This is a genomic window from Alcanivorax sp. HI0007 (assembly GCF_001635525.1).
GTDB lineage: Bacteria > Pseudomonadota > Gammaproteobacteria > Pseudomonadales > Alcanivoracaceae > Alcanivorax.
On record NZ_LWEJ01000261.1, the window covers coordinates 1 to 14057 of the forward strand.

10 protein-coding genes are annotated in these 14057 nt (G+C 59.4%); 3 read left to right on the plus strand and 7 right to left on the minus strand.

Annotated elements, in window-relative coordinates:
- Positions 1-32 precede the first annotated feature (32 nt).
- Entirely contained in the window at positions 33-641 is a 609-nt protein-coding gene (locus tag A3714_RS15275) for a tRNA-(ms[2]io[6]A)-hydroxylase (protein ID WP_063509336.1), read from the minus strand.
- A 174-nt stretch (positions 642-815) separates the two neighbouring features.
- On the opposite strand from A3714_RS15275, the gene A3714_RS15280 reads away from it, so the two are divergent.
- On the plus strand, positions 816-1682 hold the full coding sequence (locus A3714_RS15280; RefSeq protein ID WP_231866051.1) for a lysophospholipid acyltransferase family protein: 867 nt from the start codon (positions 816-818) through the stop codon (positions 1680-1682).
- A 182-nt stretch (positions 1683-1864) separates the two neighbouring features.
- The gene (acnB, locus tag A3714_RS15285) at positions 1865-4465 is read left to right on the plus strand and encodes a bifunctional aconitate hydratase 2/2-methylisocitrate dehydratase (RefSeq protein ID WP_062816130.1); all 2601 of its coding nucleotides are present in this window, start codon (positions 1865-1867) and stop codon (positions 4463-4465) included.
- A 197-nt stretch (positions 4466-4662) separates the two neighbouring features.
- Here the strand turns inward: acnB and hrpB are convergent, their stop codons facing one another.
- The gene (hrpB, locus tag A3714_RS15290) at positions 4663-7113 is read right to left on the minus strand and encodes an ATP-dependent helicase HrpB (protein ID WP_063525729.1); all 2451 of its coding nucleotides are present in this window, start codon (positions 7111-7113) and stop codon (positions 4663-4665) included.
- 143 nt (positions 7114-7256) lie between these two features.
- Between hrpB and A3714_RS15295 the strand changes: the two genes are divergently transcribed.
- Positions 7257-7823 carry a hypothetical protein gene (locus A3714_RS15295; RefSeq protein ID WP_063508885.1) on the plus strand — a complete coding sequence of 189 codons (567 nt, stop codon included), beginning with the start codon at positions 7257-7259 and terminating at the stop codon, positions 7821-7823.
- Between the two features lie 101 nt (positions 7824-7924).
- Here A3714_RS15295 and A3714_RS15300 read toward each other — a convergent pair whose 3' ends face one another.
- From A3714_RS15300 to A3714_RS15320, 5 genes are all read right to left on the minus strand, one after another.
- The gene (locus A3714_RS15300; RefSeq protein WP_062816133.1) at positions 7925-8659 is read right to left on the minus strand and encodes a TenA family transcriptional regulator; all 735 of its coding nucleotides are present in this window, start codon (positions 8657-8659) and stop codon (positions 7925-7927) included.
- Between the two features lie 68 nt (positions 8660-8727).
- A complete protein-coding gene (locus tag A3714_RS15305) occupies positions 8728-10770 on the minus strand; it encodes a DUF3488 and transglutaminase-like domain-containing protein (protein ID WP_063508884.1) in 2043 nt (680 codons plus the stop codon).
- 8 nt (positions 10771-10778) lie between these two features.
- Complete coding sequence (locus tag A3714_RS15310) at positions 10779-11735, minus strand: DUF58 domain-containing protein (RefSeq protein WP_062816135.1); 957 nt, start codon at positions 11733-11735, stop codon at positions 10779-10781.
- A 2-nt stretch (positions 11736-11737) separates the two neighbouring features.
- Positions 11738-12649, minus strand: coding sequence for a MoxR family ATPase (locus A3714_RS15315; protein ID WP_062816136.1), 912 nt, complete (start codon positions 12647-12649; stop codon positions 11738-11740).
- Positions 12650-12740: 91 nt separating this feature from the next.
- Positions 12741-13952, minus strand: a complete 1212-nt coding sequence (locus tag A3714_RS15320) for an O-succinylhomoserine sulfhydrylase (RefSeq protein ID WP_062816137.1) — start codon at positions 13950-13952, stop codon at positions 12741-12743.
- Positions 13953-14057: the final 105 nt, after the last annotated feature.

Consider the following 14057-nt stretch of genomic DNA (forward strand, 5'->3'; position numbering starts at 1 on the left):
TCGCGCAACTATTAATTATTCATTATTAACTATTAATTCCCTTCCGGCGTTCCAGAATGAAACCGAAACTCCGAATCCGGCGATTCCACCAGCTCCCGCTCCACTTCCTTGAAGAAACCCACCCTCTCCTCGATCGGCCCACCGGCATATTGTTCGGCCAAGGTCAGGTAATCCTCGAAGTGTCGTGATTCGCTTTTCAGCAGATAACGGTAGTAGCGACCTAACTCCTCATCCACATGAGGAGCCAGAGCCGCAAAGCGCTCGCAGCTTCTCGCTTCAATCAGGGCCCCGACAATCAGGGTGTCGATGAGACGCCCGGGTTCGCTGGTGCGCACATGCTGGCGCAGGCCCTTGGCATAACGCGCCGGCGTCATATGGTCATAGGTAACGCCACGCTGACGCATGATCTGCAGCACCTGCTCGAAATGCAGCAGTTCCTCGCGTGCAAGCTGGCTCAGGGCATCCAGTAATTCCGGCCGGTCTACATAGCGAAACATGAGATTCAGTGCCGTGCTAGCGGCCTTCTTTTCGCAATGGGCATGATCAATCAGCAGGATGTCCGGGTGCTGCAGCGCCCAGCCGATCCAGGCAGGCGGTGTGGCACAGGGCAAAAAGTCTTGGATATGGGAGATATCGTGCATGGCGTCCTCAGGGTCGGCGCGCATTATAGCGGGATACGGCCACACCAGCACACCACGCCCAGCAACGCGGTTTCTCGATTTTCTGCATCAGGCATCTGGCGTCCTGCGTCTGGCGTCCTATACTCTCTCGCCATGGGCCGACGAACCAATCCAAAAATCCAACGAATTAAAGGTGTGGCCGCAGTCACCACGCTGCGATTGATCGCTTTTCTTCCTTACGCTGTGAACCGCTGCATTGCCAGTCTGTTCGGGGCTTTGCTGTCCAGACTCCCCACTGAAGCCCGGCGCGTGTCCCGGATCAATCTGGCGCTGTGTTACCCTCAACTGGATGAAACACGGCGCCACCAGCTGGCCCGACAATCCCTGCAGGAAAGCGCCCGCAACACCTTCGAGATCGCCCTGTTCTGGCGGCACCCGGAGCAAGGCCTGAAACGAATCGTGGCAGTGGATGGCGACGCCCCCCTGCGTCAGGCGGTGCATGAAGGTAAACCGGTGATGATTCTGGCTCCTCACCTGGGATGCTGGGAGGTACTTAATTTCTGGCTGGCCACCGAGTTCGGTCTGCATGCCATGTTTGCCCCGTCAGGACTGCCGGAAGTGGATGACCTGATACGCTCCGGGCGCGAGCACTTCGGCTCTACCATGTACCCCACCACCGCCCGGGGAGTGGCCGGTCTGGTCCGGGCCATGAAGAAAGGGGCGCTCACCGCCATCCTGCCGGACCAGGTACCGGATCGTCGCAGTGGTCGGCACTCCCCCTTCTTCGGCCAACCTGCCTACACCGGCACCCTGGCCTGCAAGCTGATCCGCCAGACCGGTGCGGTCACCTTTATGGCCTGGGCCCGCCGTTTACCGAACGGAAAGGGATTCGAGATTCGCGTGCGGCCGGCGGACCCGCAGGTGGCTGATGACGATCTGGACACTGCTCTCACCGCCATGAACCGCTCCATCGCACACCTGATTGACGAAGAGCCCGCCCAGTATCTGTGGAGCTATAAACGCTTCCGGCGACCGCCCCCGGGGCACCAGGCCCCCTATTGACGCCAACGGATCTCGCTTTCAGTGATTGCGAGTATTCATCCCATGAATGGCTGTAACCGCGGTTTGGCTTAACAGTTGATGGCGTTTCGGCTATACTCCGCGCGCAATTCCAACCCCCAGTAACACCCTAAAAGACTGATTTCCAAAAGAAATCAGCCAATTCGAGTAAAGAGGGACACGCTGTGCTAGAAGCCTATCGCAAACATGTTGAAGAGCGCGCCGCCGAAGGTGTGCCGCCCAAGCCGCTGAACGAGCAGCAGGTTGCCGAGCTGGTCGAACTGCTGAAAAACCCGCCGGCTGGCGAAGAAGAATTCATCCAGGACCTGTTCGTTAACCGTGTTCCGCCCGGCGTGGACCAGGCCGCCTACGTGAAGGCTGCCTTCCTGACCGCGATTGTGAAAGGCGAAGCCAGCTCTCCCCTGATCGACCGCAAGCGTGCCGTGCAGCTGCTGGGCACCATGCAGGGCGGCTACAACGTCGCCACCCTGGTGGAAGCCCTGGACGATGCCGAACTGGCAGAAATCGCCGCCAACGAACTCAAGCACACCCTGCTGGTTTTCGATGCTTTCCACGATGTGGAAGACAAGATGAAAGCCGGCAACGCCAAGGCCAAGGAAGTAATCGAGTCCTGGGCCGAAGGCGAGTGGTTCACCAAGCGCCCGGATCTGGCAGAGAAAATGTCTCTGACCGTGTTCAAGGTAACCGGCGAAACCAACACCGATGACCTGTCCCCCGCCCAGGACGCCTGGAGCCGCCCGGACATCCCGCTGCACGGCAACGCCATGCTGAAGAATGCCCGCGAAGGCATCTTCCCGGAGAAAGACGGCGAAATCGGCCCGCTCAAGCAAATGGAAGAACTGAAAGCCAAAGGTCTCCCTGTTGCCTACGTGGGTGATGTTGTCGGTACCGGTTCCTCCCGGAAGTCCGCCACCAACTCCGTGCTCTGGCACTTCGGTGAAGACATTCCGTACGTGCCTAACAAGCGCGCCGGCGGGGTCTGCATCGGTGGCAAGATCGCCCCCATCTTCTTCAACACCATGGAAGATTCCGGCGCCCTGCCCTTTGAATGTGACGTTTCCAAGATGGAAACCGGCGACCAGATCGACATCTATCCGTTCGAAGGCAAGGTCGAGAAGAACGGCGAAGTGATTGCCGAATTCGAACTGCGCTCCCAGGTATTGCTGGACGAAGTGCGCGCCGGCGGCCGTATCAACCTGATCATTGGCCGCGGCCTGACCACCAAGGCCCGCGAAGCGCTGGGTCTGGCCCCGTCTGACCTGTTCCGCAAGCCGGAGCAGCCCGGTGACTCCAACAAGGGCTACACCCTGGCCCAGAAGATGGTCGGCAAGGCCTGCGGCCTGGAAGGCGTTCGCCCCGGCATGTACTGCGAGCCGAAGATGACCACCGTGGGTTCCCAGGACACCACCGGCCCGATGACCCGTGACGAGCTGAAAGATCTGGCCTGTCTGGGCTTCCAGGCGGATCTGGTGATGCAGTCCTTCTGTCACACCGCCGCTTACCCCAAGCCGGTTGACGTGGAAACCCAGCATACCCTGCCCGACTTCATCATGAACCGTGGCGGTGTGTCCCTGCGTCCGGGCGACGGCATCATCCACTCCTGGCTGAACCGTATGCTGCTGCCTGACACCGTGGGCACCGGTGGTGACTCCCACACCCGTTTCCCCATGGGCATTTCCTTCCCCGCAGGTTCTGGCCTGGTAGCCTTCGCTGCCGCCACCGGTGTCATGCCGCTGGATATGCCGGAATCCGTACTGGTTCGCTTCAAGGGCAAGCGCCAGCCGGGCATCACCCTGCGTGACCTGGTACACGCCATCCCGCTGCAGGCGATCAAAGACGGTCACCTGACCGTTGCCAAAGCCGGCAAGGTCAACGTGTTCTCCGGTCGGGTCCTGGAAATCGAAGGTCTGGACGATCTGACTGTGGAGCAGGCATTCGAACTGTCTGATGCTTCCGCCGAGCGTTCTGCCGCCGGTTGTACCATCACTCTGTCTGAAGACAGCGTGACCGAGTACCTGAAGTCCAACATCACCATGCTCAAGTGGATGATTGCCAACGGTTACGGCGATGCCCGTACCATCGAGCGTCGCATCCAGGGCATGGAAGAGTGGCTGGCCAACCCGAGCCTGATGCGTGCCGACGCCGATGCCGAGTACCACACCGTCATCGAAATCGACATGGATCAGATCAAGGAGCCGGTACTGTGCTGCCCGAACGATCCGGACGATGCCAAGACCCTGTCCGAGGTGGCTGGCGCCAAGATCGACGAGGTATTCATCGGTTCCTGCATGACCAACATCGGTCACTTCCGCGCGGCGGGTAAACTGCTGCAGAAAGTGGAAAGCGGCACCATGCCCACCCGTCTGTGGATCGCACCGCCGACCAAGATGGATCAGCACCAGCTCACCGAAGAAGGCTACTACAACATCTTCGGCAGCGCCGGTGCGCGTACCGAAATGCCGGGCTGCTCCCTGTGCATGGGTAACCAGGCTCGCATCGCGCCCAAGTCCACGGCGGTATCCACTTCCACCCGTAACTTCCCGAACCGTCTGGGTCAGGGTGCGGATGTGTATCTGGCATCGGCTGAGCTGGCGTCTGTGGCGTCCATCCTCGGCAAGCTGCCGACCCCGGAAGAGTACATGGAGTATGCAAACACCATCGACTCCATGTCTTCTGACATCTACCGCTACCTGAACTTCGACCAGATGCCGGAGTACCAGGACGTGGCCGATACCGTGAAGATCCCGGTTGCCCAGTCTGTCTAAGACCGGATAATCGCTTCGCGAACCCGAAACGCCCGGCCTGTGCCGGGCGTTTCGCGTTTTAACAGGAAGTCAATGGATTCAGCACGAATTGGCGGCCATCGCATCAACGCTTGACGCAATCCTGTTCCAGCAGCAACCTCCATCCGCACTTTGCCCTATCCAGGGCCACCCACCTTCCTTGCCGTCATTTCAACCGACTACTGACCGCCACTGCCACTCAGGCGCCGTTTGGTGAGCGCGGTTGCATCTGCCGCCAGAGGATCTTCCGGCCAGGGGTGCTTGGGATAACGGCCACGCAGATCCTTGCGCACAGCCGGGTAGTTCTCCCGCCAGAATCGTTCCAGGTTATCGGTAATGGCGGCAGGCCGTCCCGCCGGGGTGAGAAGATGGGCGCTGATGGTCCGCTTTCCTCCGGCAATGGCTGGCAAGCGGGTAAGGCCAAACAATTCCTGCAACTTGACCGCCAGAACCACGGTTTCCCCCGTGTAATCCAGCAACACCCGTCGTCCGGTGGGGATGGTGATCGCCTCCGGCATATCCCTTTGCAGCTGCTTGCGCTGATCCGCAGTCAATAGCAGGTTCAGGGCATCACGTAGCGGCACCCGTTTCAGATCCTGAAGGGTACGCATCCCGGCGAGAAAAGGCGCCAACCAGCTTTCCAGGTTTTCCTGCAGAGCCTCATCACTCACATCCGGCCAATGCTCTCCCTCCACCGCCGCCAGCGTTGCCACCCTGGCCTGCCACTGCCGACAGTCCTCGGACCAGGGCAACAACCCCAGGCCATCCGTCCGCAGCCCCTCCAGCAGTCCCTGTACCTGTTGCTCAGCGGTAAGCGACGCGATGGGCTGACTGTGCAGGACAATGGCGCCAAGACGCCGTTGGCGCCAGCCCGTTACCCGCTGACGCTGACGATCCCACCCGATCTGTTCGTGCCACTGGGCATGGTCCCCCAGAACCGAGTCCAGGTCCGTCTCATCCAGCGGCATGGCGAGCCGGATACGGGCATCCCGGGGTTGGCCGTCCGTGTCCAGAATCAGTAACCATGATGTCCCGGACAAACTGTCGCCGGGGGGCAGTTGCACACCCGGGCCGTCCATCATCTGGTAGCGGTTACCCTCTCCCTGGCGCAGTCGAGCCAGCTGTCGCGGATAAACCCGGGCCAGCAACGCCCCCAGACTCTGGCGCCAGTCCTGTCGATCCTGTGGGTCGCCGGCTAGCAGACGTTGTGCTTCGAGCAGCAGCGAACGGTGACGATCCGGACTGGTTTCCAGGGCCTGCAGCCGGCTGCGCAAATCCACACCCTGACTCAGGATGTCTCGCTCTGAAAGCAACGCGGCGACCCGGGCGGCACAAACGGGCAGCCCCTGCTCCCGGCCGGCCAGAATCAGCATCCCCAGAGCGGGTTCAACACCCAGGCCGGCAATCGCAGCGCCAAACGTGGTAAGCCCACCTTGAGCATCCAGCGCCCCACCGTCGCGCAGCCTCGCCACCGCACTGTTCCAGGCCGCCACAGGGGGCAGGTCCAGCCATTGCATCTGCTGAGGTTCCCGGCATCCCCAGCGGGCCAGATCCAGCACCAGAGGATCCAGCGCCACCCGGGCAATCTCCGGCTTCTGGTGGCTGGCCATGACCTCTGAGGCTGACCATAGCCGCACACAGCAGCCGGGGCCTAACCGCCCCGCCCGACCGCTACGCTGACGAGCACTGGCTTCGCTGATCCTGCGAGTCACCAGACGGCTACGGTGGCGGGCCGGGTCATAGACGGGCTCCCTGGCCAGGCCACTATCAATCACATGGGTAACCCCCTCGATGGTGAGGCTGGTTTCCGCTACATTGGTGGCCAACACCACCAGAGGCTCACCGTTTGCGGCTGCTTCCAGCACCTGTTGTTGCTGCGCCAGCGGCAACCCCCCATGCAATTCTCTCACTGGCAAACCGTATCCGGATTCGGACAAACCCCGGGCTACCCGGCGAATGTCCCCGCGGCCGGGAAGAAACACCAGTATCACCTGGGCGTCAGCCGTCACGGACAGAATTTGCTGCACGCAGTGGTCGCGCCAATCCTGACGTGATGCCGACGGGCGATAGATAACCTCCACCGGGTAACTGCGCCCTTCACTGCGAATGACCGGCGCCTCCAGCATGGCCTCCAGGGGCCCACAGTCCAGCGTCGCGGACATGACCAGCAACCCCAGGTCCGGGCGGAAGGCCTCTCGGATTTCCCTGACCAGAGCCAGCCCCAGGTCCGCATTCAGGGATCGTTCATGAAATTCGTCAAAGATGACCAGCGCAATACCCTGGAGCTCCGGGTCACTCAACGCCATGCGGGTCAGCACCCCTTCCGTGACCACCTCCAGCCGGGTGGCCGCGCTGACTCGGGTATCGGTCCGGGTTCGGTAACCAACAGTCTGCCCCACCGGCTCACCGAGCTGGGAAGCCATAAAGGTCGCCACGGAGCGGGCGGCAACCCGACGGGGCTCCAGCATCAGAATGCGCCCCGGGCGGGAGCCGAAACGCTCGAGCAGAGACAACGGCACACGGGTCGATTTCCCGGCCCCAGGGGACGCTTCCAGAATGGCACAGCCAGATTGCTGCAGGGCCTCAAGAAGTGGCGCCACCACATCATCGACGGGAAATTCGTTCTGCATTTGTTACGTCCATTGCTGAGGCGCCGTGACGGCGGTCACTTCTGGTCAACTTGGTGAATCAATACCGCTGGTGGGGAAACGGACCTATGCTATATTCTGCTCATCATCGACTAATAATTAATAATGACTTTCTGTAGTGATATATGCTGAATGACTTGGGGATTCCTGAGCACCTGATCTGGAAGTTGAATGACTTTGACAACCACCAGCGGGCGGTCAATTTCATCAAACAGTTTCAGGATACGCTGTGCGTATACAGTGCGCCGGTGGAACAGCTCTATACCAATTACGATATTTCCATACCACCGGATGACGATCGCTCACTGGTGATTCTGCCCAATCCCTATGCATATCACGATACGTTCAACAGTATTGGGGATCATAGTGTTCACGCCACCGGCATGTATATCGTGCCTGGAGATTTGTTCGGCAAGGAAGGGCTTTTTCTGACGTTACGGCTACTGAAGTATGGCAAGCGGGTTATCAAACCGGTGCCTCTGAAAGTGGGCCTGTGGGCGCTGATGAAGAAGGAATCCACTGCCATCCCCTTCCTCCCGGTCATCACCAAAGGGGATTTACGGGCCTTTCGCAAGGATTTTCCCTGCCTCCACCTGCATCGTATTCAACCCTCCAGACTGTCTGATCGCTCGCCCATGGAAATCAAAGCCATACAGCGCGTCATCCGCGACAAGCTGAAGGTGTACATGTAACGTTAATTGTGAAGAGTTAACAGCGAAAACAAACCGGACCGGGAAGAACCACCAAACACCAAAGATGGCTTTCCCGGATGTGTAGACGTGATCGAGTCTATTCAGTCCGACTGAGCGTAACAGTGGTCCAGTGCCAGGACATAGTACTCCAGCCCTTTCACCGCTGCCGCAAAAGCTCTTTCCCGGCTCTGTTGATCGACACAGGTGAGCTTGATGAGCTCCATGGCCTCGTGGGGATGAGCATCATCGTAGGAGGCGTGGGCTCGCAGCCAGGCCATGGAATGGCGGTTAATGGTGGCCACCCCGTTTTCCTGATAGGCCTGCATGCCTTTGACCACGCTCTGGCTCCACTCCCCCGTGGCCCACTCTATGGCCAGATTGGTGGCGGCAATGCCTTCTTCCAGGCTGGCCTGTCTGCCCATGTGCCAGAGATAATGGTTTACCGCATCCATGGCTGGCGGCGGCGTGACAAACTCCAGCTCTTCCAGAGTAATACCAAAGCCCATGGCCCAGTCCTGATACCAGTACGCATGGCGTTGTTCGACCTTGATATTGCTGATCAACCAGTTCTTGCTTTCTTCGTGGCCGGGATACCGGCCTGGCTGGGTCTTGGCCAGATTCAGCCCCATGTACTTGGGAAAGTTTTCCACCAGCGGATAGAAATTCAGCAAGGCACTGCGGAAACGGGGCAAGCTGAGTGTCCCGGCCCCCATTTCCACAAAGACCGGATGCTCCACCACCTGATTTTTCAACGGTACCAGATCGTCCCAGAAAGTTTGGGCCCAGGGGCTGTGATCGGTGAGTTCGAGCCCTTTCTTATAATTTGCGGCGCGCATTTGTCGTTCTCCATAACAACCAGTTATCGCAGCGTTGGATCAGAGAGCTATCACATACAGATAACACACTAGTCCAATAATTTGTATAAGCGATTTCGGAGCCTGCGTAAATGACGCCGTTGCTGTTTATTCGGTGGCGAAGCGGGATCGTAGTGGAGCTTCTGGTAGTATTTTGCCCAACTTTGGGCAGCGCCAGCCGCCTGGGGCCATTGCTCGCTGATCGCATCGCATAGCTGCATGGGGCTCAGGCCGACTACCAGGGGGCGCCCCCGCTCACTGGCCCGTTGATGTAACCGCCAGTATTCCCGCTCCATCAGCATCTGTTTTGCCTTGCCGGTTCGCCAAAGCAGAAACAGCGCATAGAGCCCCATCAGCACGCCGACAGAGACAATCAGGGCAATGGCAATGCGCGTTGGCGAAACCGCGCCGAGAAGGTCTCCCAGAAATTCGGACTGGAAGGCACTGTCGTAGCCCAACACCCAGGTCTGCCAACGGAAATCCACATAGTCCATCCACTGGCTGACCAGCGCCAATACGCCGCCATCCGAGAAACGACGCAGCCCCAGAGCATCCAGCAGATCGCTGCCCTCCTCGCTGTTTTCCAGGGCCTCTCTCAGACCAAACTCAATGCGCTCGGGGGCAACCGCGGCGGTGGGATCCACACGGGTCCACCCTTTGTTTTCAAGCCAGATTTCACTCCAGGCATGGGCGTCATACTGGCGCACCAGTAAATGTGAGCCCAGCTCGTTACGCTCACCCCCCTGGTAGCCAACCACCACTCTGGCCGGCACCCCTGCAGCGCGCATCAGAAAGGTAAAGCTGGACGCATAGTGCTCACAGAACCCCCGCCGGGTTCGGAATAAAAAATCATCCACCGGATCCATGGCAAGCCGTGGGGGCCGCAGTGTGTAGTGAAAAGGCTGCTCCCGGAAGTATTGCAGGCCACGTTGGGCAATCCCCTCAGCCGAAGGGCTTTCCAGACGCCACTGTTGCGCCAGGCCACGTGCCTTGACCCCGGCGTCCTCCGGTATCGACAACATCAATTGTCGCTCCAGCCGGGTCAGGTCAATCTCTCCGGCCACGGCAGGCACGCTTTCCACGCGATAGGCAAATCGCTCGGAAACCGGCCGGTTGGCCACCAGACGCATATCCTTGGCCAGGGCCACATCGCCATAGAGCGGGAAAGGCACATCCAGGCTGAACAACCAGCGTCGCTGGGTGGGTTCCGCGATCACCTGATAGCGGTAACCGGGCTGCCCTGACTCCCGCTGCTCTGCTATCCGCTGGTACCAGTCCGGTTTGTTATTGCCTGGCCGGTACAGGTACTGCGATTCCGGGATCCCCTGGGGGATCGCCTGCTGCCAGGTTCGACCGTCATAGTGGCTCAGCGTCAGGCCCCGCCAGTAACGCTGGCCCCGCGACGGCATCTCTCCCTCAAAGTCCACCCGAAACGCCAGCTCCGCCGACTCCGACAACTCGCTGATCTGTCCCGGCGACATGCTGTCGCTCATCCCCGTGCGGGCCTTGTCTCCCCCCACCTGCATATTCCATAACGGCGCGACCCGGGGTACCAACAGGAACAGCACCACCATCATGGGAATCGCTTGCAAGGTCATCATCGCCGCACGCTTGCCATGTACCCAGCCACTGGCACGGGTATCACTGTGGTTGATCCCGACCAGGCAGGTGGTAAGGACCATCATGCACAGCAGCACATAGAGAAACATGCCCAGGGTCTGGGAAAACAATAGCGCGGTTGCACAGACAAAATAACCGAGCACAATCACCACATAGGCGTCACGCTGCTGCACCACTTCCAGATACTTCAGCGCGAACAGGCTCACCAGCAGAGCGACCCCGGCTTCGGGCCCGTACAGTCGACCGAAGCTGAAAAACGTCAGACCGACAGCACCGATCAACAACAGGGAACGCACTATCCGGCCCGGCAGTGTCAGACGTTGATGATCCACCAGCCAGCGGATCAGGATCACCAACGCCAGCAAACCGGTCTGCCAGAGAACGCCTTTGACCAGTTGCGGGATGGAGCACAGCACGACAGCCAGAGCCAGCCAGAGTCGGGTATGGGATGGAACCTGATAGATGCGCGCCATGGAGAACCTCAGAAATCCGGATAACTGGCCAATGCATCCAGCAGCCGCCAGCGATGCACGTCACCGGTATCCGGAGCCAGTGTCAGCCCGGGCAACTCCAGACCATAGGGTTGGCGCTGCGGATCCAGTTGCAAAATCCAGTAGCACAATATGGATAAGCGTTGCTCCTCCCCCAGGCCCTGCAGACGGTCCCAGCGCAGCCACAGACGACCACCGACTGGTTCCTCGAACTGCTTGGTATTCAGCCCACGGCCCCGCGCGTACCCTTTCCAGTCGACCCGTCGCAGGGAGTCCCCCGCTGTGTAGTTTCGCAACCCCTGGAATTCGTCATTGCCCGTTTGACCACTACTGAATGACTGCTGATTTTCCTTGCCGCCATCGGCCGGGCAATCCGGGCTTTCCTGCGGGCGCGGCCAGGCCAGGCAGTAATGGTCCATGGACACATAGGACCAACTTCGCAGCAGTCCCAGCGGGAAGCGGCTTTCTACCCTTAACCGGGGCGCCGTCACCCTGCCCCGTTCGGGCAACGGCAGGTTCAGCCACAGGCTTTCTTCCTCGCCCCTGCGGATGCTGATCTGTTGACCATCCTGGTCCGGCCAGCGTAGCCAGACACAATGGTGATCGCGACGTTGGGCAAACAGGACAATTTCCAGTGCCCCTTCTTCCCCCGCAAAGCCGGATTCACTATCACCGTTACGCATGCCCAGGGCGGACAGGTTCCGGAAGGTATGCAGAATTGCCACCATGAATAGGCTGGCAAGCAGGAACGCCAGGGCCAGGATCAGATTGTTTTCATAATTGATGCCGCCGATGAACAACAGGGCGGACACCAACAGATAGAAGAAACCGTAGCCGGTGGGAAAAATAAAGATGCGCCGTTGATCCAGCACCACCTGTCTGGCCGGCGGTAAGCGCCGCGCCAGCCAGCGTTCATAAAGGTTCCGTATCGGCGCCGGCATCAGCATGGCTAGCGGCGTATAACGGGAACGGACTGCAGCAAAGACTGGGTGGTGGCGGCCACACTGCCACCCTGCCGGGCACTGAGACGATGCTCCGCCACAGAGGGCCACACTGCCTGTACATCCTCGGGCAAGACATAATCACGCCCACTGATCAGGGCCCAGGCACGGGCCGCCTTGAGCAGCCCCAGACCTGCCCGGGGAGACAACCCGGAGACAAAACGGTCATCAGATCGGGTGGCATCCAGTAGCCGTTGTACATAGTCCAGCAGTTCGTGGCTGGCGCGCACCTTCCCCACGACCCGTGACAGCTTGATGAGGCCTTCACTGTTTATGACGGCCTGCAACTCCCGCACCTGTTCGCGCAAGTCGCCACCGGCCAGCAATTGCAGCTCCACTTCCGGCGCGGGATAGCCCAGGGAAATTCGCATCAAAAAACGGTCAAGTTGGGATTCCGGGAGCACGAAGGTGCCGGCCTGGTCCACCGGATTCTGGGTGGCGACAACGAAGAATGGTTGTGGCAGATCCCGGGTCACCCCATCCAGAGTCACCTGCCGCTCTTCCATGGCTTCCAGCAATGCACTCTGGGTTTTCGGTGTGGCGCGATTGATCTCATCGGCAAGCAGCAACTGGGTGAAAACCGGCCCTTCGCGCAGGGAGAATTGCTGTGTGGCAGGGTCAAACACAGAGACGCCTAGAATGTCCGCAGGCAGCATGTCGCTGGTGAACTGCACCCGTCGGTACTCAAGCTTGAAGACCCTGGCCAGGGCATGCGCGAGCGTGGTTTTACCCATGCCGGGCAGGTCTTCGATAAGCAGGTGACCATTGGCCAGCATGCAGGTAAGTGCGAGCTTGAGTTGTTCTTCTTTGCCCAGTACAACACGGCCCACCTGGGCCAGAACTTTATCCAGTGCCTGCATGGTTCCCCTTGATTCTATTTATTGCGGGCGCGACAGATGAAGTACAGGCGTCTTTTTAACCCGATTGGCCAGCCTACGCCGGCGCTTGTTGTTATGCGCTGGCGATCGCCTGTAAACCCCGGTTCAAGTCTGCCTTCAGGTCGTTCACCGATTCCAGACCAATGGCCAGACGAATCAGGTTTTCAGTGACCCCTGCCCGCTGTTTTTCTTCCTCTTTAACCCGCCCGTGGGTTGTGGATGCCGGGTGGGTAATCGTCGTTTTAACATCACCCAGGTTGGCGGTGATGGAAATCAGCCGGGTGGCATCAATAAAGCGCCAGGCTGCTTGCCGGTCCCGGTTTCCCGCAGCATCTTCCACTTCAATGGACATGACAGCGCCAAAACCGGACTGCTGTTTTCCGGCAAGAGCATGCTGAGGGTGATGTTTCAGGCCCGCATAATGCACCCGCACAATGCCAGGCTGTTTTTCCAACCACTCGGCCAGCTCCTGGGTACGGGCGCTCTGGGCTTCCATCCGCAGGGATAGTGTTTCCAGGCCCTTGAGAAATACCCAGGCGTTGAAGGGGCTCATGCAGGCACCGGCGGAACGAACAAAACCCAGCACTTCTTCCATTTCGGCTTTCGGGCCTACCACGGCACCACCGAGGCAACGCCCCTGGCCATCAAGATATTTGGTGGCACTGTGGATGACGATATCAGCGCCAAGCGCCAGGGGCTTTTGCAGCGCAGGGGTGCAGAAGCAATTATCCACGACCAGCAGTGCGCCATTGTCATGGGCCAACTTGGCCAGGGCGCGAATATCGCCAATTTCCGATAGCGGGTTGGACGGGGTTTCCAGGTAGAGAATCCGGGTCTCCGGCCGTATTGCCGCTTCCCAGTCCTGCAAGTCACTCAGATCCACCAATGACGTTTCGATACCGAACTTGGCCAGGTATTTGTCGAACACCACATTGGTGGTACCGAACACACTGCGTGAGCTGACAATGTGATCGCCCGGAGACAACAGCGAAAAGAAAGTCCCACTGATGGCGGCCATGCCAGAAGCAAACGCCACACAGGCTTCGCCCCCTTCAAGCGCTGCCAGCCGCTGCTCGAAGGCGCGTACAGTGGGATTGGTAAAGCGGGAATAAATATTACCCGGCTCCTGGCCTCCGAATCGGGCCGCAGCCTGGGCGGCGCTTTCATAGACAAAACTCGAGGTCAGGAAAATCGGATCCGAGTGTGCCATCTCGTCCGTACGCAACTGTGCCGTGCGGATAGCCAGGGTTTCCACATCAAGTTGTGTCGGATCCAGATCGTTCATTGATAGCCTCGGTTTTCCTTCGGTCTTGCTCAGTTCGGATTGTGCAAATCGATAATCTCGTTATCTGCCAATGCGCGGGTTTTCTCACTACTGCCTTTGGCCATA